At 31.1% G+C, this 21,812-nt stretch carries 22 protein-coding genes; 2 read left to right on the top strand and 20 right to left on the bottom strand.

The features are described 5' to 3' along the window. Positions 1-145 precede the first annotated feature (145 nt). From BW929_RS03100 to flgM, 19 genes are all read right to left on the bottom strand, one after another. Complete coding sequence (locus BW929_RS03100) at positions 146-508, bottom strand: hypothetical protein (protein ID WP_076543922.1); 363 nt, start codon at positions 506-508, stop codon at positions 146-148. 84 nt (positions 509-592) lie between these two features. Then, positions 593-1,027: a hypothetical protein gene (locus tag BW929_RS03095; RefSeq protein WP_076543921.1), complete on the bottom strand. Its 435-nt coding sequence runs from the start codon at positions 1,025-1,027 to the stop codon at positions 593-595. A gap of 34 nt (positions 1,028-1,061) precedes the next feature. After that, positions 1,062-2,075, bottom strand: coding sequence for a UDP-2,4-diacetamido-2,4,6-trideoxy-beta-L-altropyranose hydrolase (gene pseG / locus BW929_RS03090; RefSeq protein WP_076543920.1), 1,014 nt, complete (start codon positions 2,073-2,075; stop codon positions 1,062-1,064). A gap of 9 nt (positions 2,076-2,084) precedes the next feature. Next, positions 2,085-2,774 (bottom strand): PIG-L deacetylase family protein, encoded by a 690-nt coding sequence (locus tag BW929_RS03085; protein WP_076543919.1) that lies wholly within the window; start codon positions 2,772-2,774, stop codon positions 2,085-2,087. After that, entirely contained in the window at positions 2,767-3,465 is a 699-nt protein-coding gene (locus BW929_RS03080; protein WP_076543918.1) for a formyl transferase, read from the bottom strand. Before BW929_RS03080 ends, BW929_RS03085 begins: the two co-directional genes overlap by 8 nt. Next, positions 3,465-4,517, bottom strand: a complete 1,053-nt coding sequence (gene pseI, locus BW929_RS03075) for a pseudaminic acid synthase (RefSeq protein ID WP_076543917.1) — start codon at positions 4,515-4,517, stop codon at positions 3,465-3,467. Before pseI ends, BW929_RS03080 begins: the two co-directional genes overlap by 1 nt. A gap of 10 nt (positions 4,518-4,527) precedes the next feature. Continuing rightward, complete coding sequence (locus BW929_RS03070; protein ID WP_076543916.1) at positions 4,528-4,989, bottom strand: GNAT family N-acetyltransferase; 462 nt, start codon at positions 4,987-4,989, stop codon at positions 4,528-4,530. Beyond that, the gene (locus BW929_RS03065) at positions 4,989-5,732 is read right to left on the bottom strand and encodes a cytidylyltransferase domain-containing protein (protein WP_076543915.1); all 744 of its coding nucleotides are present in this window, start codon (positions 5,730-5,732) and stop codon (positions 4,989-4,991) included. The genes BW929_RS03070 and BW929_RS03065 overlap by 1 nt, the downstream gene beginning before the upstream one ends. An 8-nt stretch (positions 5,733-5,740) precedes the next feature. Continuing rightward, positions 5,741-6,901, bottom strand: a complete 1,161-nt coding sequence (gene pseC, locus BW929_RS03060) for a UDP-4-amino-4,6-dideoxy-N-acetyl-beta-L-altrosamine transaminase (protein WP_076543914.1) — start codon at positions 6,899-6,901, stop codon at positions 5,741-5,743. Beyond that, entirely contained in the window at positions 6,901-7,878 is a 978-nt protein-coding gene (pseB, locus tag BW929_RS03055) for a UDP-N-acetylglucosamine 4,6-dehydratase (inverting) (protein WP_076543913.1), read from the bottom strand. Before pseB ends, pseC begins: the two co-directional genes overlap by 1 nt. After that, positions 7,875-8,474 carry a hypothetical protein gene (locus BW929_RS03050; RefSeq protein WP_076543912.1) on the bottom strand — a complete coding sequence of 200 codons (600 nt, stop codon included), beginning with the start codon at positions 8,472-8,474 and terminating at the stop codon, positions 7,875-7,877. The genes pseB and BW929_RS03050 overlap by 4 nt, the downstream gene beginning before the upstream one ends. Before the next feature lie 24 nt (positions 8,475-8,498). Then, positions 8,499-10,409 carry a motility associated factor glycosyltransferase family protein gene (locus BW929_RS03045; protein ID WP_076543911.1) on the bottom strand — a complete coding sequence of 637 codons (1,911 nt, stop codon included), beginning with the start codon at positions 10,407-10,409 and terminating at the stop codon, positions 8,499-8,501. Positions 10,410-10,485: 76 nt separating this feature from the next. After that, positions 10,486-11,880 (bottom strand): flagellar filament capping protein FliD, encoded by a 1,395-nt coding sequence (gene fliD / locus BW929_RS03040; protein ID WP_076543910.1) that lies wholly within the window; start codon positions 11,878-11,880, stop codon positions 10,486-10,488. A 16-nt stretch (positions 11,881-11,896) separates the two neighbouring features. After that, positions 11,897-12,268, bottom strand: a complete 372-nt coding sequence (locus tag BW929_RS03035) for a flagellar protein FlaG (RefSeq protein WP_076543909.1) — start codon at positions 12,266-12,268, stop codon at positions 11,897-11,899. A gap of 87 nt (positions 12,269-12,355) precedes the next feature. Further along, the gene (locus BW929_RS03030) at positions 12,356-13,501 is read right to left on the bottom strand and encodes a flagellin N-terminal helical domain-containing protein (protein ID WP_076543908.1); all 1,146 of its coding nucleotides are present in this window, start codon (positions 13,499-13,501) and stop codon (positions 12,356-12,358) included. A 182-nt stretch (positions 13,502-13,683) separates the two neighbouring features. After that, positions 13,684-14,577, bottom strand: coding sequence for a flagellar hook-associated protein FlgL (gene flgL, locus BW929_RS03025; RefSeq protein WP_076543907.1), 894 nt, complete (start codon positions 14,575-14,577; stop codon positions 13,684-13,686). Positions 14,578-14,596: 19 nt separating this feature from the next. After that, complete coding sequence (flgK, locus tag BW929_RS03020) at positions 14,597-16,303, bottom strand: flagellar hook-associated protein FlgK (protein ID WP_076543906.1); 1,707 nt, start codon at positions 16,301-16,303, stop codon at positions 14,597-14,599. 13 nt (positions 16,304-16,316) lie between these two features. After that, the gene (locus tag BW929_RS03015) at positions 16,317-16,817 is read right to left on the bottom strand and encodes a flagellar protein FlgN (protein WP_076543905.1); all 501 of its coding nucleotides are present in this window, start codon (positions 16,815-16,817) and stop codon (positions 16,317-16,319) included. Between the two features lie 2 nt (positions 16,818-16,819). Continuing rightward, a complete protein-coding gene (gene flgM / locus BW929_RS03010) occupies positions 16,820-17,092 on the bottom strand; it encodes a flagellar biosynthesis anti-sigma factor FlgM (protein WP_076543904.1) in 273 nt (90 codons plus the stop codon). 269 nt (positions 17,093-17,361) lie between these two features. Between flgM and BW929_RS03005 the strand changes: the two genes are divergently transcribed. Continuing rightward, positions 17,362-18,570, top strand: a complete 1,209-nt coding sequence (locus tag BW929_RS03005) for a hypothetical protein (RefSeq protein WP_076543903.1) — start codon at positions 17,362-17,364, stop codon at positions 18,568-18,570. Beyond that, the gene (locus BW929_RS03000; protein ID WP_076543902.1) at positions 18,567-19,640 is read left to right on the top strand and encodes a hypothetical protein; all 1,074 of its coding nucleotides are present in this window, start codon (positions 18,567-18,569) and stop codon (positions 19,638-19,640) included. Before BW929_RS03005 ends, BW929_RS03000 begins: the two co-directional genes overlap by 4 nt. Positions 19,641-19,870: 230 nt before the next feature. Here BW929_RS03000 and BW929_RS02995 read toward each other — a convergent pair whose 3' ends face one another. Next, complete coding sequence (locus tag BW929_RS02995) at positions 19,871-21,580, bottom strand: methyl-accepting chemotaxis protein (protein WP_076543901.1); 1,710 nt, start codon at positions 21,578-21,580, stop codon at positions 19,871-19,873. Positions 21,581-21,812 lie beyond the last annotated feature (232 nt).

Genomic DNA, 21,812 nt, shown 5'->3' with positions numbered 1-21,812 from the left:
TTTGATTATTTCATCGAAATTAAAAATTTATATTTTTACTCTATATTCAATATAATTCATAATTATTTGTCAAAGCCCTTTTGCTGATTCTTTTGTGTATAGCTTTTACTACAGCCATATAGATAATTCAACAATTCAGTAATTATTAAATGATTTCATAATAAACAATTAAAATATTCTCTAATTTAATTTTTTGATTTACCATCTTTCTGTTTTGCAATGGAAAAACATAGAATTTATTTTTAAATTTCAAACTATTAATATTTATTTCGCTTAGTTTATATATTTGTCTCTTTCTAATTATTTCCAATTCAGTATAGCCGTTAAACTTCTTATGCTTTTTTAGTTGGAACTTTAACTTTTCTAAATCATCTATAAAAATAACAGAGTAATTATCTGAAGTCAGAGTAAAAAGTCGAGGATAGCTATAAATTATAAAATCTAATTCACATTTACTCAATATTCTATTAGTTTTCTCATTCAACTTATACTTTAATTTTTTATTCACAATTTCACTTCCTTTAATCCTAATTTATATTCTATATTTTAAGTATCGCATAGATTTAAAGAAAGGTCAAAATTGAAAATTTAGTTACCCCTGCTCATCTAAAACATGCTCTTCCTTCTTATCTTCAGCATAAATCAGACGGTCTGAACCGGAGGCAGTCATCTTAAGATTAACTTCACCGATTCCAAATTCTTCATTGGCTTTATGCTGAATGGCAGCCTGAATCTCTGTTAAATTATATTCTCCCGGATCAATTTTTAGAGCCCGATTGCGGTTATTATGGTTAATAAAAAAGATATTATTGCTGTTGTTGATTTTAATAGGTCTTTTAATTCCATTTTTAGCTGCAAAATCATCCAGGTCATAGGTGACTTTCTCTGTCGGCTGTGATTTAGTGAATCTGTCACCTTTTAGATCCTGTTTATTCTGCTCACTACTCTGATTAGGCTGATTGAGCTGATTGACAATTACATTTTTGATTTGATTTAGGATGGAATTGGTATTATCTACAGCAGACATTTTTGGTCACCCCTTTTAGTTATTTTGAATATAACTATAGACCAATCTTAAAATCATCTTTGTTAAAAATCTCTTCCAAATAATTATCATTCATTTTTATAAATTCTTTTAATCTTTTTGCTATAACTTGAAAATCATCTTCAAACCCAAGATTCATAATGCTCTTACCATCTAATTTTTCAGCAACTCTAATCTGATTATCAGCCTGCAACAATATCAAACCAGGAGTCTTAGTAACAGCTAACTCATAAAGAGTACTACCCCCTGAAGAAATTGCAATATCACTTTTAATCATTAACTTACTCATTTTTTTAACATTGAAATTTAATGAAATATCTAAACTACTTTTTTCAACTTCTGAAACTATCTGATCTACATTATCAAAAGAAGGTCCAACCACAACATCAATATGTAGTTTTTCTTTATCTATATACTGATTATCTATTTCTTCTAAATTTAACTCACTTAATGCCTTTATTATTTTTGGAGTAAGATTCCTCATATCATAGCCACCAACTGTGACTAAAATATTCTGAACTTTTTCTCTTACTTCTACCTCAGGAAGATTTCTAAACTCTTCCCTTAGCAGTAAGTAATCAGTGCCAAGCAAAAATTCAGTATCGCCGTAGTAAGATTTATAATCTAAATCTTCAGCATAGGCATTACCATTAATCACAACATGGGATGGAAAAGCAAAAGGTGCATAATCATGAACAGTTATTAACTTATCAACTACTTTTCTCATTTCAATCAGATAATTTTGATCTATCTCATAGGAATCAGTTATTAACTTGTTAACTTCTCTATTTTCTATTATTTCTTTTACTTTTTTTATTTCTTTCTCATATGATAAGTCTTTATCTATAACTAAAACATTAAAATCATTATCTTTTAATTTGTTGACTGCTGTTGGATCGTTTTTAGTAATATAAAAGACTTCTTTGTTTTCTGGCTTTTTCTTTAAATCATTGGCTAAAGCCATTGTTCTCATGATATGACCCATACCTATATCTTTACCACCATCAACTCTTAAAGCAATTACTGACATTTTATCACCCTAATCTTCAATTTTTCTGATTACTTCAAAGGCTTCCACATATTTCTTTGCCACAACAGTTCCCCATTTAGCTGCAATAGTTTTTAATGATTTTAAAGAACGTGGATGAGGATAGTCTCTTTTTTCTGATTGATAGCAGTCCATACCTTTTAATTTAGCGTCAATAGTATTAGTTATATCGACAAAATAATTAGGCTTAAAAGTATTTTCACCATACTCAAAATTCCATTCAGTTGAAGACGGTGTTTCAAATGCATATATCTCTTTTACCTTATATTCCCCAACCGGCCTACAAGCAGTAATTACTGCTTCCAAAGTTTTTCGATGATCTATATTTAAATCCCCATAATGATGAGTAAAAATAATATCTGGTTTAACTTTCTCTATAATCTTTTCGATTTCTTTGATAATATCTAATAAATCAACTGAGTCAAATCTGTTATCAGGCAGTCTAGAAAAATATAGATTATTATAGCCTATATGCTCAGCTGCTTTATAAGAATCTGAATATAAACTGTCTAGGTTCTCTTCTTTTTCTTCTTCCCTATTATCTTTGCGTGAGGTTAAACCTTCACCTAAAATTAAGCAGTCTGCTGTATAACCAGTGTTAACTCTTTTTCTTATTGTTCCGCCTAAACCCAATAGTTCATCATCAGGATGAGCTGCTATTGTTAATATCTTTTCACTCATTATTATCATCCTTATTTATTTCAGTTATTTTTACATCTGCGACAATTCCATTTGCAGTCAATTTTGCTCTATTAAATTCTAGTTTCAAATCACCATATTCAATAAAAGCTTTTGGATAACCTTCTGCATCAAGCATTCTTATATAATCATATACTTTTGCTATCGAAAATTTTTTCTCTATTTCACTTTCTGCCGGTTTTCGTCTTTTAAATTTAACTACTTCACCCTTTTGTTTTTGGGGTTCAGGCTTTTCATTTAAAATAAAGGGAATCATTTTCTCAAAAATAATATTAGATAGACGAATAAAAATTTCTTCTGCACTTCCGTTTAAGTTTAAATCTTCTTTTAAGTAAATATCGCCTGTGTCAAGACCACCATCTACTTTTAATGCAGAAATTTTAGTATTTTTAATTCCTCTAACAATAAGATTCTGAAGTGGGCTTCCCCCTCTTCCAAAAGGAAGATCAGTCATATGAAAAACTATACAATTATAATTGCTATATATTTCTTCGGGAATAATCCAGGACCAGTGAGGAAAGAATATATAATCAGGATTAAAATCTTCAATATTTTTTAGACTTAAATTATCTTTATCTGTGATCAGCTTGATATTATATTCTGGATTATTTTCTATAAATTCTTCTGTATTTTTTATGTTCCAGCTTTTTATAGTCGCAATAATAATATTCATTATTCAATCAGACCCCAGTCTAATGGTGTCCCTCTTTCAATATCTTTTAAAGCTTTTTTACCTAAAACATTAGGCCAGTGTTTAGGTTTTAATCCATAACCTGGTCTAATCATTCGTACATTTTCTTCTGTAATTGTTTCTCCAGCTTTGATATCTTCAACTACAAAAATTGATCTTCTAAATATTCTGCTCTCTTTTTCCTTTTCAGAAATTGAATAGTCAACTGTTCCTATAGCTTTTTCAGCTGCTCTAATATCTTCAACCATTTGTTTGAATTCAGCTGGCTCCATTGAAAATGAAGAATCAGGATTCTCTATTTCTCTGCTTAAACAAAAATGTTTTTCTATTATCTTTGCTCCCATAGCTATACTGGTAACAGCAGCTACTGAGCCCAGAGAATGATCTGATAAACCTACTGGCAGATCAAAAGTATCTTTTAAATTTTTAATATTTTTAAGATTCATATCATCAGGTATTGAGGGATAGGCACTGGAACAGTTTAAAAGAGCCAGTTTATCATTTCCTTCATTTCTGATTGTTCTAACTGCTTCATCAATTTCTGATAAAGTCGCCATACCAGTTGACATAATGATTGGTTTGTTTTTATTAGCTAAATATTTCAAAAAAGGTATATTAGTTATACTAAAAGAAGCAACTTTATAAAACTCCACACCCAGATCTTCTAAAAAATCAACTGCTGTTTTTTCATAGGGTGTTGAAAAGAAATCAATCCCTATTTTTTCAGCCTCTTTTTTTAAATCTTCCTGCCATTCCCAAGGAGTATATGCTTTTTGATATAAAGTGTGTAAATTTTCACCTTTCCAGGTCCCCTTATCTATTTGAAACCATTCTTTATCGGAATCAATTGTCATAGTATCAGGAGTGTAAGTTTGAACTTTAACACAATCAGCGCCAGCATTTTTAGCCGCTCTAATAATTTCTAAAGCTCTTTCTTTGCTGCCCGCATGATTGGCAGACATCTCAGCTATAATATAAGCTGGATTCTTTTCTCCAATAGCTCTGTTTTTGGTTAATTGTAATTTATTATCCATAAATATCGCCTCAATTTATATTATAATAAAAAAGATTATAATTCGATTTTTCTATTTTTTTGAAATCAGCTTTTAAAAATGCTTTTTCTGATGCTTTATTTGTTTTCTTTACTTCACCTATTACTTTTTTTATACTTAAATCATTATTCTCTATTTCATCAATTAATAAATTTAATAACAAAGTTCCATAACCATTCCCACGTTCATCTTTTATTATACTATAATCAATTTCACCAATCTTTTTATCTATATCAATTCTTATTTGGCCAATTGGATTTCGGTTTTTTAATAAAATATAAATGTGAGATTTTTTACTATTCAGTTTCTTATTAAACCATTTTTGATGTTCTTTATAGCTGATTTTTTCTTGATGAAATGCATTGTTTCTTACTGTTTTCTCATTAACCCATTTAAATAAAAGATCAATATCATCAGCTTTTACTTTTCTTAGGTGTATATTATCATCATTCATTATTTAACCTCTTTTTGACGAATATTCTCATTTAACTTTAATAATTCTTCATTATTGTCTAAAAGCTCTATTATCTCAGAAAGATAGAAATCATTTTCAGCATAATATAAATTATCATAAATAGCTTTTATTAGTTCATAATCTTCTTTTGTATCTAAGGTTAACCTATAATTTGATAGATCTTTATCATTTTTATAATAATAAATATCATCATAATTTTCATATATATAGGGAGTTACATGTTCTCTTTGATATTTTTTTTCTGACTTGTTAAACGCTTCTTTTAAAATATCAAAAGAAAAAACTTCAGTATCTAAACCTCTGGGATAAGTTCTGTTTTCTAAATCAGAGCCAGCGTTGGTTACCAAAGTATAATTATTATCATTATAGTATTTAATTATCTCATCTATAACCTGAGGATCAATTAAAGGACAGTCAGAAGTTATTCTAACTACAGTATCTACATCATTTTTAGCTGCAGCATCATAATATCTTTTTAGAACATCTTCCTCACTACCTCTAAAAGCTTTTACTCCCCATTCTAAAGCTTTTTTATAAATTACTTTATCCTGCTCTTTAGTAGTAGTTGCTATTATAATGTCATCAATCATCTTAGATTGTTTAATTCTCTGTATATCATGCCATAATACTGGCCTTCCTGCTAAATCTTTCATTACCTTCCCAGGCAATCTTGTTGAACCCATTCTAGCCTGAATTATTGCTGCTGTTTTATTAGATTTCATAAAAACACCTATTTCTGATATTTTCTTATAACTTCTTTTGCTCTATTGATTACTTCTTCAACCTGTTGATCAGACATTTTAGGATAAAGAGGTATAGTTATTATTCTTTCATATAAATTTTCAGCATTAGGACATATACCTTTTTCATATCCTAATTCCTGATAATATGGATGATAATATACGGGAATATAGTGGACATTAACACCTAAATTCTTATTTCTTAAATCTTTAAATATCTCTTTGCGATCAGCAGATAATTTTTCTAAGTCTAACTGGATTACATATAAATGCCAGGCTGAATTAGTATTTCTAAGCTGTTCCGGTATTATTATACCTTCGAAATCACTAAAAGCTTTATTGTATTCTTCAACTATTTCTCTTCTTCTTGTTAAAAATTTATCTATTTTTTCTAGCTGGCTGATACCTAAAGCACACTGAATATCGGTAATCCTATAATTATATCCTAATTTCTGCTGTTCATGATACCAGGGACCATGACTTTCATTAATATATTCACTGCTCTCTTTTGTTATCCCATGAGTTCTGAATTTAATCAGTATATCATATAAATCTTTCGAATCAGTTGTTATCATTCCACCTTCACCAGTAGTTATATGCTTAACCGGATGAAAACTAAAGGTTGTCATATCTGCAACGCTTCCAACTTTTTGACCTTTGTATTCAGCACCAACTGCATGAGCTCCGTCTGCAATAACTGTTAAGTTATATTTATCAGCTATTTCCATTATTTCATCCATCTCACAAGGCTGACCTGTATAGTGAACGGGAATTATTGCTTTGGTTTTATCTGTTATTTTTTCTTCTATTGATTCTGGATCAATATTATATGTATCAGGATCAACATCAGCAAAAACAGGAGTAGCATTATGATAAAGAATTGAATTAGCTGAAGCAGCAAAGGTTATTGGAGTAGTAATAACTTCATCACCTTCTCCAATACCTGCTGCATAAGTTGCTGCATGTAAAGCTGCTGTCCCATTTGCAATAGCAACAGCATATTCTGCATCCACATAATCAGCAAACTTTTCTTCAAATTCATTTATCTTAGGGCCTGTTGTTAGATAATCACTTTTAAGTGTTTCTACAACAGCTTCTAAATCCTGCTCATCTAACCACTGACTGCCGTAAGGTATAAATTCTTCAGTCATTAGTCTAACTCCTCAATTAGTTCACGCATTTCTTTTACACTTAACCACTGGTCATTATTACCACTGTTATATTCAAATTCTTCCTCTAAAGGTTCTCCTTCAGGATGATTAACATTTTTCCACCAGTCAAATTCAGGTTCAATAACATAATGGTCATCAAACTCTAAAGTGTGTCGGGAATCAGATTTAGTAATCATAACTTCATGCAATTTTTCTCCAGGTCTTATCCCTACTGTTTTCTGTTCACATTCTGGCGCAATTGCTTTGGCAAGATCAGTTATTTTCATGCTAGGAATTTTAGGTACAAAAATTTCTCCCCCTTGCATTTTATCAAAGGCTCTTAAAACTAATTTAACTGCATCTTCTAATGTGATCCAAAATCTTGTCATTCTGGGATCTGTTATTGGAAGAGTTCCTGTTTCTTTCATTTTTTTAAAGAAAGGAATCACACTTCCGCGGCTCCCCATAACATTACCATATCTTACTACAGCCATTTTTGTTTTCTTACCACCAGCATAAGCATTACCTGCTGTAAATAGTTTGTCTGAACATAATTTAGTTGCTCCATACAAATTGATAGGATTAGCAGCTTTGTCAGTACTTAAAGCTACAACCTTTTTTACTCCTTTATCGATTGCAGCATTTATGATATTCTGAGCGCCATTAACATTTGTTTTAATAGCTTCAAAAGGGTTATATTCACATTCGGGCACTCTTTTTAAAGCAGCTGCATGAACAACATAATCTACACCATCAAAAGCTCTATATACTCTTTCTTTATCACGAACATTACCTATAAAAAATCTGAGTTTTGGATGATTGTTAAATTTCGCTTTCATTTCAGCTTGTTTTAATTCTCCGCGACTAAATATAATAATCTTTTTTACGTCATCCTTATCTAAAATCATCTGTGCAAATTTTTTACCAAACGAACCTGTTCCACCTGTTACTAATATGGTTTTATTGTTTAAGATCATGTGTTATCACTTTTTCCTTCTATATTTAATATTAATTCCTTATTAAACTCAATTAATTCTTCGATTGTTTCTACTATCTCATATTCCAATATGTCAGCTACCAGAACAAAATCCTCTTTATTATATGCAACCATTAAATCAGAAAGGATTTTATTAATTTTATTTATCATATTCTGCCCTTTTTGATAATACTCTTCATTATTCATTAAAGAAGTAACCTGAGATAACGCTTCAATATACCATTCTAAACCATTTAAAATTAACTGATAATTTTGTACAGCCTTATCATCAGAATTTCTAAATAATTGAGCAGCCTTTTTTGTCCCATCTTTTAATCTTGGTAAATATTCACTTGCTTCTTTTAATGTTTCTTTAATTAGCAAACTAGTGTCTTGAGTGAAAAACTCTATCTTTTTCACATCATCTATATCAATTAATGCTTCTCTAAGATATTTTTCATTTACCTCTACTTCATTAAGAAATATTTCTTTTAAAATATTATTTTCTAAATTGCTTTTTACTTTTGCAAGTATTTCCGGGAGAGTTAGATTATTATAATCTTCTCCGATAGGTTTTTCATCTAAAAATATCTCCACTATATAACCTCCCAATAAAAACCATTAATTTCCAATATAATCTTGATAAACTTTTTCGAAAAGTTTTTTACTATTCTTTAATTCTTTTAAATACATAACCCTATAACTGCGGTAAAACTTAAGTTTTTCTTTAATTCCCTGTTTTTTATCCAGATAAAATTTCGAAATCACTTCTTTATAACGCATAGATTCTATAATCAAAATTCTTTCAATAAAATATTCTATATAATCTAATTTATTTAATTTCTTTTCAAATGAAAGTAATTTTTTTTCTATTTCTTTTATCTCTTCTTCAGTAATTGAATTAATTTTAGGCAGTTGATTTTCAACAGAAGCTATAAATGACAATTGTCTTGTTGAAATTGAAATTGCTTTATCAAGTTCCTGTAGAGTTAAATCAAACTGCTGAACAACTTCGTTATCAAGTTTTTCACTATCACTTTCAACATTTTTTTTATAATATTGATCCAAAATTTTTCGTACATTAATATTATTATGACTATTATTCAAATATTTATCAATAACTTCACTAAATTTCATCACGAGAGTATGATCAATTTTTGCTCCACCTTCAGTAGCATCAATATAAATTCGACCAGGTCTTTTAGCAAAATAATTATTAAAATAACTTAACATTGATAAATAGCCCTTATTAGTTAAAACTTTTTTCCCATCAACTCCTTCAACTTCAATTAAATTTTCTCCATTACTTTTGTTATCTTCATAAGTAGTTCCTCTAGCATGAGTTCTATTTTCAGAAAAAGCTAAATCCTGTCCCATTAATATAATAGGATTAGCTCCAAATCTATAAGAAAGATCAACCATAGTGTGTGCCACTGTACCACCTGTATGAATCGGGGTATATTCACCTTTTAACTCTTCTATCCACCCACTAAAATTTCGCTTCATTGTCAAGAAAACTTGTTTATCATTCCATATATTTTGTATTTTGTAATGGTTTCCTAATTCAGCAAAAAGATAAGAGTTTGGAATATCTTCAATCCCTTCAAAATGTTTGTAGTTTGCTAAATTACCATCCACAGAAACCACAATATCTGGTTCTATTCCTTTTTCTAATAATGGTTTTAAAGAAGTTCCTACACAGATTATTAAAGCTTTATTCTTAGCATTTTTCAATTGATCTATATTTTTGTCTAATGAGGGACCTGCCGCAACACAAATTGCGGGGATATTTTTAAAAGAATTAAAAAAATTACTGACTTTGGGGTGATCCATTATATAGGGGATATTATGTATTATATTTCTTCTCCATTTTTTCGCACTATTAATATCAGTAACTAATGAAGATTTTTTATAATTAATTCCTTCTTTTATTTTATTATATATTTTTTTATATTCATTTTTGAATAAGTTAACTTCAGCTTTTTGCTCCAAAAATTCAATATCTTTTTCTAAACTTAAAGAATAATAAGTTCTAATAACATCAAATAGAGAAGAGATATCTTCTCCAATTAAATAAATAACATTTTTGCTTTTTAGTAAATCACTTAAATCAACATATTTTAATGCTGTATAAAAAATAGATATATATGGCTCAATAATTATTACTTTTTCATATTTGTTTTTTTTAATAAGCTCGTTCAAATGATAACCCAAACCAAAACCAAGAGCAAAGATTTGTTGTTTATCTTGTGGTTTTAGTTCTTTAATCTGTTTAGTAGCTTCCTTCAATGGGTAATATTTACTATGGATATATATGTCTTTATTTTGAAATTTAACTCTAATAGTATAATTACCAGATTTAGATTTTTCTAAGTATATTTTTACATTTTTATTCATATCAAAAATAGTTATTTGGGTTCCATCAGAATAATTAAAGTTTAAACTACCACTATTATCAAACTTCACAATTTTATTATATAAAACTTTATTTTTAGATTTCAAAATACGCATATTTTTTTTATAAAAATCCAATTAAAACACATCCTAAAATATATTAAGTAAATTAGAAAAAAATAGAGGAGTTAAAGAATAAAACTCCCCTTTATATTTACATCATACTGCTTACAGTAGATCCTCCCATGCTGGAAAGTTGACTCATCATCCAGCTCTGTTGACTCTGCATCTCTGAGATAGCTTCTTCCATAGCAGCAAATTGATCAACATAACGCTGTCGAGTCATTTCTACTTTACGCTGTACATCTTCTATATCATCATTCAAACTATCTATCCTGGTATCATAGAAGTCAAGTTTTCTTGGTATCAGACCGGTATTGGACTGCATCAATTGGTTAAGATAACTGTCCATTCTGACAGCCATTCCGTTATAGCCATCAGAATCACTTTCAGCATTAAAGATAGACATTACCTCTTCTGGAGAATTTTCAAGGGCTTCAGTAAATTTGGCACTATCAAAGCTCATTACTCCATCTCTGTCAATTTCTATACCAAGAGATGTTAAGGTTTTATAGGCTCCACTATCTTTTACTTTAGAGGTTACAAGCTCTCTTAACCTCATCTGCAATCTCATTACAGTTCCATCACCCTGTAAAATTCCACCTTCTTCAGTTTCAGAATCATAACCACTTTTGCTGTTCATAAAATCCATTACACTATTATACTGATCTACAAAAGCCTGTACAGCTTTAGTAGCTTTACCGGCATCTTTAGCAACTGAAATAGTAGCTGTACTATTTGCAGCAGCTTCTGGATTAATATTAAATGTCATACTATCTACAGCCTCAGTTATTTCATTACTTGAGCTTGTAATACCTGTAATACCATTGATTTCAACTTTTGCATCAGTGGCTGCTTTTTCATTAGTAAAATAACCATTAGTAGTATCCAAAATGCCTAACTCTTTCAGAATACCATTATTATCAGATACTGTAGGAGTAGAGCCATCACTACCATCCAAAAGTGCATTTTCAACACCAGTTTTCTCTGCTTCTATGACCAATACTTCATTAATAACAGAAGTCGAATAACCTGAATCTGCATCATTAATCTTAGAGCTAATATCACCCAAAGAATCGCCTGTACTGATATTTATATCTGTACCATTTAAAGTAATTACATCATCTGCAGCAGCACTAAAACTAGTCTTCCGTGCCCCAATCAATCTTTGTGCTGTGGCAACCTGATTTACTGTAATATCATAATTAGCTTCATTAGCACTATTAGCTGCAGTTGCTGTAACTACATCCTCATTACTGCTGCTTGCGGTTCTGGAATTATAGGTTGAAGACAATTTTAGGTCAGTTAACTTATTCTCTAAATTATCCAACCTGCTGTTGATATCTCTCCAGGCTCCCTTAGTCTGCTCGAGTTCTGATATTTCCTGCTGGTAATTATAGATTGGGCGCTGTTCTAATTGAACTAACTGATTTATTATTGATTCTGTATCCATACCGGTGGCTAAACCACCAAGACTTAAATCACTCATTTATAACACCTTCTTTCTAAACCGTCTCGTCTATCAGAATTCCTACCATCTCATGAATTCTTGCTTGTAAATCAAGCATTTCTTCCGGCGGTAGTTCTTTTATTACTTCATCTGTATTTAAATCAACTACCTTAACCATCATCTGTTCTGTATCTTCATGAATTTGAAAGGATAGTCCCTCTTTTACTTTATCTACTATTTCATTTACATCTTTGACTGATTCTCTGACTTCATCGTCAAGTTCTTGCTCGGTATATTCCTGTTTTTCCCGAAGAGATTCAGGCTTGCGATCACTATTATCATTTTTATTAACTCTAGTGTTTTGATTACTGCTGTTATTATTATGAATCTGACGGTTGGAAAGAGATTCCACACTATCTACTCTCATAATAGCTTCCACCCTTTCTTTTAAAAAAAGCCAGCCGGAAAACCGGCCGGCCTGATTTTTATTGTATATTTAGTTCTCTTCAAGAAATTAACCGAGTAACTGAAGTACTCCCTGTGGTAATTGGTTTGCCTGAGCCATCATAGCTGTACCAGCCTGACTTAAGATCTGATTCTTAGTAAAACTCATCATTTCTTTAGCCATATCGACATCAGAAATTCTGGATTCAGCAGCTGTTAAGTTCTCTTCAGCTGTGTTTAGATTATTTATTGTGTGATCTAATCTGTTTTGATAAGCACCTAATTTAGAACGTTCTGAAGAAACTCTGGCTAAAGCGTTATCTATTTTTGTAATTGCACTATCAGCATCACTTTGGTCCATAACACTAATACCTTGTCCTTTTTCTAATACATTCATTGAAACAGTACCAGCATCGGTATCAACAGTTCCTGCAGTAGTAGTATCTTCTGATAAAGATAATGTTACTGTACCACTTGCCGCACCATCAATTAAATAAGCACTATTTGTAATACCACTAATAGTTATAGAAGTATCACCACTAACCATAGTCTTACTACCTAAAGAAGTACCATCTGCCGCTTTAATTGTGACTGTACCTGTAGAAGTAACTTCAGCAGAATATGAACCACCAGCAAGACCTGAAATAGAATTAGTACCAGATAAATTAGTTGAACCTCCATCAAAAGTTGAAACCCTACTATCAGCAGTAACATTTAAAGAGTCCGCTCTCATATCATTAACATCTAAGGCAATATTTTGACCTTGGTTGGAACCTATCTGGAATTTCGCGTCTGTAAGAGTACCATCCAATAAATTCTGAGTATTAAACTCAGTATTATTTCCTATTCTAGTTAATTCCTCGGTTAGTTGATTAACTTCTTTTTGAATCTCAAATCTATCTGCATCAGTATTTGTATCGTTAGCAGACTGTACAGCAAGTTCTCTCATTCTTTGAAGAATTGAGTGAGATTCTTTAAGAGCGCCCTCAGCAGTCTGAATCATTGAAATACCATCTTGTGCGTTTCTCTGAGCCTGAGCTAATCCTCTAGTCTGACTTTTCATCTTCTCACTGATTGCCAGACCTGCAGCATCATCAGCAGCACCATTAATTCTTTTACCTGAAGACAACCTTGATAAAGACTTACTTAAGTTATTCTGTGTGTTTTTTAGCTGGTTGTATGAATTCAACGCAGCAACATTAGTGTTAATTCTCATTTTTTATTCCTCCTTGAAATTTTGTGTTTTACTGGCATCCTTGCCAGTTAAATCTATTCATTTTGGTTATATGAGCACCTCTGCAGCAACACTTCGGCCGATAGTGTTGCCAGCAACGGTGTTTTAGTAACCATTACAACTATGGTGCTCTTTAAACCATAGTTATAAAAGCCACTAAAAATTTATCTAATAAAATCTACTAAAGACTGCTGCATAATTCTGGAGCCAGAGGCTAAAGAAGCTCTGTAAACTGTTTCTTCCATTTTCAGTTCTGTTATTACCGCAGCTAAATCAGCATCCTCATTTTTAGATTTTAAACTTCTAAGGTGAACTTCATTTGCTTCCAGTCTGCTAATAATATTTCCTGTCCGCTGAAGCTTCCCACCAACTTCAGATCTTAGTTCAACATATTTATTGATTGAATCATCCATTTCGGATAAATTGTTACCTATATCTTCACCTGAAATACTGGGATCTTCTAATTCATTATAAATTTTATTTAAATTCTCAATTTCTTCTTTAAAAACTTCATGTCCATTCAAATTAACAGCCATCTCAACATTTTCATTTAATCTTCTTTCAACACTGCTGATATCACCCTGATATTGTACATAATTATTGGGATCACTGGGTGTAACTTCAAATGGTTTTTCATTCGTTTTCTGGCCGGAAAAGATATAACTGTCACCAAGCTTAGCGTTGGAAATATCAATTAGCTCATCCCGCAGCTGCTTCATTTCCTTGGCCACCATTTTCCTGTCATTAGAAGTCATTGAGTCATTAGCAGCATAAATAGTCAATTCTCTAGCTCTCTGCACAACTTCAGTTCCACTTTTCAAGGCACTTTCTGTAGTATTTAACCAGTTCTCAGTCTGGGTCAAATTTCTTTGAAACTGTGAATTCCTATTTAACTGAGATTTATAATTCATGCTGTCTGCTACCTTAATAGGCGCATCAGATGGCATCTGGAATAACTTACCTGAACTTAACTGTTCATTTAAGTCGTTTAAATCTCCCATATTATTTTTAAGATGATCTAACATATTTCTAACCATCATTGAGTTTGTAACTCTCATTGCTGTCAACTCCTGTTATTTATACTATAGTCATTAAACTGTCAAGTAATTCTTCGGTTTTTGTTATATATTTTGCTGCAGCAGTGTATGACTGCTGATATTTGATTAATTTAGCCATTTCTTCATCTAAAGAAACTCCAGAAATGCTGCGGTCAAGAGTCTGCAGTTGTTTTAAAACTACATCCTGATTAGCTTTCATCTGCTGAGATCTTGATGATTCAGCCCCAACAGAGGTTACAATTGTTCTAAAATAGCCTTCAAGAGAAGTTCCTTCTATAACTTGATCACTGTTAAATAAATTTCCAAGCTCATTAGCATTTTCTCCATTACCAATCGCTTTATCTAAACTGATATTTCTATTACCAATCTTATTAACTGTTAAAGTGAAATTATCAGTATTAACAGCTGTAGTCGGTGATTGAATACCACCACTACCATCTACTTCTAGATTAATAGTATCGCCAGCACTTATTCCTGTCTGAGTATATAAGTTATTACCATCAAGATCTTCAATAGTTAAATCAAAACTACCACTGCCATCATCTGTAACCTCAATCTGATAATTACCTTCCAGATCATTACTCTTAGTATCTAATTTAACAAAAGTATCAATATTCTTATTTCCGGCTGCTATTTTATCTAGTCCATTTTCTAAATCTTTGATAGCCGCTGTCAGATCTAACTGTTCTATGGCACTCTGATCACTTGTTGTATCTATTGGTTTAAAGAAATCTCCACCATCAACACCATTAGCATCATAACCTGCCTGATGCTGTGTATTAAACTCGCTCACCATAGTTTCAGCTAATTTATCAAGTCTACCTGCATAAAAATCAAGTTTTTCATCTCTCATATCCATCCAGGCAGAAATTTTTCCATTTGTAGGTTTAAGCTCTGTGCCGGTCCGACTGTGGATCAACTGATCTTCATTTCTTGGAATGCTATTATCATCAGTAAAACTTTTAGTTTCCAGCTCATAAGCATCTGAACCATTAACCAGCTGCAGACCATTGGTAGAAACTACCAGATTTCCCTGAGCATCCTGTCTGGACTGAACATTAATTAGTTCACTCAAATCTTTATATAAGGCATCTCTTCTATCAATTAGATCATTTGGGTTCTGTCCACTACCCTTAACAGAAACTATCTGTTTATTTAAATCAGCCATTTTGGTTGTTATATTATTAATATCGGCTGCTGCATTAGATAAGTTTTCATTAATACTCTTTTTGTAGTCATTCAGCTGATTTTCTACACTCTGAAAAGAATCAATTACATTATAGGCATTTTCTCTGACCATGTTCCGAGCTGCATTATCACTGGGATTGTTGCTTAAATCCTGCAGTGAGTTCCAGAACTGATTAATTGAACTGTCTATTCCGGAATCAGAGGGCTCATTTAAAATATATTCAACCTTCTCTAAGCCCCGCTGCATCTCTTCCCAGTAACCTGAGGTCTGAGTCTCATTAAAAATCTGGGAGTTGATAAACTGATCTTTAACTCTTTGGACCTCTGCAATCTCAACTCCTGTACCAAACTGTCCTGCTCCACCGTGATTGGAAAGCCCGGGAGCTGTATAAGGGTAAGAAGCCTTATGTACTGCTCGCTGTTTATTATAATCTTCATTATTTGCATTTGCTATGTTATGTCCTGTAACATCGAGTGATTTGCGCTGTGTTTCTAAAGCTCTCAACCCGACACTCAGGCCGCTGAATATATTATTCATTATCTTCCCACCTTTAGCCCTGTTTATTTATAATTCTCGGCTGTTCCTTTTTCTTTTTTGCATCTTTATTATAAGTAGTATCCTGATCTTTGATGCTCTTTACTATTGTTTCAAAAGAAATCTGATTTAACTCTATAGCCTGCTCGAGAAGTTTTTGATTCTGCTCATTTAAACTGTGGAATTCATCAGTCAGTTCTATTAACTCTTCTCTAATCGGATTTAAAGCTTCTCCCCAATCTTCAGGCAGTTTTTTGATTAAGTTGCTGTAAGAATCTTTTTCTAGTTCAATTTCAAATTCAGCTTTAATCTCCTGGATCTTCTCATTTCTCTCCTGATCCTTTGCTTCTATATCTGAAATAACTTCTCTATCATTTTCTACTATTTCCATTAATTGATCTGTATTATTACTTACTAAAGCTTCATTTTTTTCTTCCGCAATCTCAAAAAGCTTCTGATAGAGAGCCTTTTCCTCTTTTAATATATTTAATAAATCATCTTTTAGCTTCTCTGACATTTTTACACCCGCTCAACATTATTTAAAATCTTTGCAGCTAAATTTTTGCTGTCAACCTGGTAGTTACCTGATTGAACTCTTTCTTTTAAAGCTGCTACCTTTTCTTCTCTAAGCTGAGGCATCTTTTTGAGTTCAGCTCTAGCAGTCATGATTTCTTTTGCTTTAGCAGAAATTTGAGTACTGTCATCTTTAGCCTGTTTCTTTTCTGTCTGCTTCTGCTGCATCTTTTTATAATATTGATTTATCTTTCCTGCTTGAATGTTATTAATTTTCATGGCTGCTCCCTCCTAAAAAGTAATTTATTTTTATCTTCTGCTTATATTATCGTCAGAGTAGTTGAATTCTTAAATAGACTATAATAGCTTTTGAGCCTTTATTTAGCTTTTAGATATGATTATCTCATTTATTCTCTATTTTTTAACTTAATCCAACTTATTTTAGATTAAATTTTAAATTTCTTTATTGGAAATTTTTTCATAATCAACTTGTTTTGGTCAAACAAATGTATTATAATTAAATTAATATAAAGAAAGGGGAGCTAAAGATGAGTTACTACAAATCTAAACAAGAACTATTCAATTATCTTAATAAACATTCAGCTGAAAAGAAAGACGAGTTAGATCTCCATAAAACAAGATCTCCCCTACTTAAATCATATATTGTGGAAACTTCAAGTAAGAAAAAAGAAAAGGCTTTTTTTGATGAGATTAATAATTATTATGATTTATCTCAATTAAAAGGTAATATTGTAGAAATTAATGATGATCAAGAAGATGATAAACCGGCTGCCTGGATAGAAAGTTTTAATGACCGTTATTTTATTTTCTACTCAACTAGATCTACAGACACTATTGAAAATAAGTTGATCAAAATCATCCATGATTCTCCACTTCTTGATACCTTGTGGCTTGCAGACTCATTTTATTATAATTTCTATAATTATATCAAAGATAACTTTAATGATTATCGCTATGTAAAACTTAAAATGAAATATGATAGTGAATTGGTAACAAATATTAATAAAACCATTGTAAGTGAAGATAAACCCGCGGATTTGCTTGAAGACTTAAAAAGTATTGAAACACATAAAGATTTCAATTTAAGTGAAAGTATAAGTAAAGTGAACAAAATATTACCAGAATTAAGGAAAATGAAATATTGGTCGGCTGTAAACTCTATTCATATGCTTAGAATACCTGCCAAAAGTGGTGGAGGGATTGATTTATATAATAATGGTAAGATAACTAATCGAAGTCGAAGTTTTATTGATCTACATCATAATATAAAATTTATTCTCGACAATTATAGCTATCTAAATAAACTTTTAGAAGAAAAATCCTGGTTAAAACAGGAAAGATATAATTTTAAGAGCAGTGGTTATACAATAAAAGGTAGTCCTGTAATTATTGAATTTGAAGAAGACCTGGAATTAACAGTGTTTAAAAACTTTATCTATAAAGTATTCCAGCAGCGAAATAAAAACTTTAGACTCTGGGGAGAACCACTTCAGCTTTCCGAACAAAGATATCACATATACGGACTCGATCTTCATCTCTGGAAAGAAGTTTTTCTGGAACTTACTCCCAAACAATTTGTATTAATTTTACCAGAAGGAGTTTGTGGAAATACAATTAATAGATTTATCACCAATGTTCAAACTTTTTTAGAGCCAAATTTTAATGTTTATATTGGAGATGAATCCTATGAGAAGTTTTTAGAAAAAAGTTTTATTAAGGGAGGTTTAAAATCATGATAGAAGTTTCTTTAGAAAATAATCCTTTAATACAATTAAACCTGCTCTTATGGATGTCCCTCAATGGTAAGGAAAGCTGGTTAAACCCATATTTTAATAAAATGGGTTATGAAATTCTTGTGATTGAACCAGAATTACCTCTACCTCCTAAACATGTAAACATTTTAAATCAAAATAATATTGAATTTATTGATAATCCTAAACCCGAAGTTATCTTATTAAATAAAGAAAACAAAAATTACTTTATTATCGAATGTAAAAATCAATGTTTTAATTTAGATAATAAAGACACCAGATCCACAAAACAGGTTGTTTCCTTTTTAATTTATAATGCAGATTTAATTTCTGAAAGTTTTGGTATAGAAGCTGAAAATTATATTGGTCTTTTAAATTATAATTTCATGAAAAATGATTTTCTAACAGAGTTTAGTCAAAAAGTTATAGAAATGCAGGAAAATTTAAATGAATTATTTAATGAAAATATTAATCTTCCTTCAACTTCATATTTTTTTGAAAAAGATGAAACACTATATTTAAAGTTTATAGATCCCAAAAATACAATTCCTGAAATAAGTGATAACAATCAAATAAAGGTTATGTCCCTTAAAGAAAATAATATTTTAGCTCCACTGTATTTAATCCCAATTGATAGTTCAGGTAACACCGATAAATATGGCGAGATAGTCTTTTATAAAAGAATAAAGAGCAATTTTGGTGTTTTCCTGGGAAAACTTAATAATTTAATTAAGAATGAAAATATAATTTTAGACATTGAAAAAGAAATTCTTAAAAACATTATAAATGTATGGGACATTTGGAATAACGCTGAGACTAAAAAATATATCAGAAACCAAACTCGACTATATTTAAATAAGATCATTTCAAAATTAGAGAAAAAAATTGATACTTTTTCATATCAAAGTATAAATAATGGATATAATTTAGATATTCAAGATAAATCAACTGTTGAGGAACTTAGAAAAGAATTTCTAAAAGTAAATATTAAAAGAGAAAATAAAGCTGTTAAAAATAATCAGCTAAATTTTAATTTTAGTGAAGATGATATTTAAGTATCACTATTTTATTAAAATATTTAATCTAAAAAGCTTTTTTCTGAACTGCTTAAGGACTGGTTTCCACTCTTTATATTTTCCATTACTTTATCTGATTGAATTGCCATCTGATTAGTATTATTAACACCATTATTGATTTGAATTATAAAATATTTTTTATAACGATAATAAAAAAAGTACCAAAAATCTAAATAAATTAGATCTCTGATACTTTTAGTTATTTTTAATTATTTAACTTTAAATCTTTTAATTAATGTTGCAAGATTTTTTGCCAGTTCAGTTAAATCTTCCGAGGCTTCGGCAATAATTTTTGTCGACTTTGACTGCTCCTCACTGGCAGCGGCTACACCTTCAGCATTATAGGCTGCTTCCTCACTAACCACAGCGATTTCTTTAACAGAATTTCTGGCTCCTTTACTATCATTATTCATCTCCCTGGTCATCCGGTCAATCTCATGGACCAGTTGATCCAGATTCTTAGAAGCTGCAGTAATCTGATTGAATAACTCAGAAGTATTGTTGATATTATCTACACTCGCTTCGACTTTAAGCTCATTTTCTTTCATCTTACTGACAGTCTGATTAATCCCCTTTTGAATAGAAGCAATTAAATCTGCAATATTTTTAGTTGAAGCTGCAGACTGTTCTGCCAGTTCTCTAATCTCATCTGCTACAACAGAGAATCCTCTTCCTGCCTCTCCTGCTCTAGCCGCCTCGATAGCAGCGTTTAAAGCCAAAAGATTTGTTTGAGCAGCAATATTATCAATAAGACTAATAATTTCACCTATTTTTTCTGAAGACTCACCCAGAGAATTAATCAACTCTGAGGTCTCTCTAATGTTATCATTAACTTCTTTAAAGCTCTTTTCAGAACTTTTTAAAGAATTATCTCCTTCTTTGATATTTTCCATTACCTCTTTCGACTGACCGGCCATTAAATCAGAATTATGGCTGACCTGATCAATATTTTCCACCAGTCTTTCAAAAATCGAATAGACTTCCTCTACCTGGGCCGACTGTTCTTCAGCACCAGAAGCAATCTGCTGAATTGAATTTCCTACTTCTTCTGCCGAGGCTGTTAATTCCTCTCCTGTAGCAGTTAGCTCCTGACTGGATTCGCTTAGTTCATCTACACTGTCATCAATATTTCCAATTAGATTCTTTAAGTTATTTCTCATTTTTTCAAAAGACTTAGCAAGAGTTCCTATTTCGTCTTCTTTTTTAAGATAACTATCATTAACTTCAAAAGTTAAATTACCATCAGCAATTTCTTCAGCATAGGAACTTAATTCTGTTAAGGGCTCTGTCATTTTAAGTACAAAAATGAAGATAGCTATTAGAAATATTACTCCCACTATCAAAGCAAAGATGGCTGTTGAGAAAGTAATTCCTGATTTCATCGCTTTTACAAACTCTGTTGAAGTCCCCAGCGACCAGATTCCAATTATTTCGTTATTATCATTTCTGAGCGGCATATATGCAGTCTGATAACTTTTTCCCAGTACACTGGCTGCTCCTGTAAAACGCTTTCCATTAACTAAAACTCTCTCTTTTACTGCCGCTGAAACTGGAGTTCCAACTGCCCTGCTGCCATTTTCTCTAACATTGGTTGCCACCCTTATTTCGTCTGCAAAAATTGTTACTATATTTCCCTGAGATAATTTTCCAATCATATCAACAATCCGATTATTATCATTGAGTAGGGTTTGACCTTTATACAGCTGATCTCCTTCTAATCTCCATTCCCCGGGAAATTTGGAATTGATTATTTCATAGCCAAGTTCCAGATCAGAAACTGCTTTAACAACGGCTGCGTTATTTGCTTCTTTAGAAGCAATCTCATAAACACTGAAAATTATTCCTCCAGTTAAAATTACGATTCCGGTAAACACCAGCAGTAAAATCTTATACTTAATTGATATTTTTTTAATGTTCATTTTATTTTCTCCTTAGACTTACAAATTATATTAATATTCTCTTATTAATAATGATTATTATATAAAAAGGAGAAAAAGTAAAGAGCTTCCAGGGGTCAAATTATGCCAAAAATGACTTCTACAATAACTGGGCTTCTATTTTCATTTAAAATCGATAACTTTTCTCAGGATTGATTTTCTTAACAAATATTTATGCAGGCAAAAAAGACTATAAAGTTAAGCGACTTATTAC

The organism is Halanaerobium kushneri, from assembly GCF_900156285.1.
Lineage (GTDB): Bacteria > Bacillota > Halanaerobiia > Halanaerobiales > Halanaerobiaceae > Halanaerobium > Halanaerobium kushneri.
The sequence above is the reverse complement of the archived record's forward strand: the minus strand, read 5'-3'. Positions and strand labels throughout refer to the sequence as shown.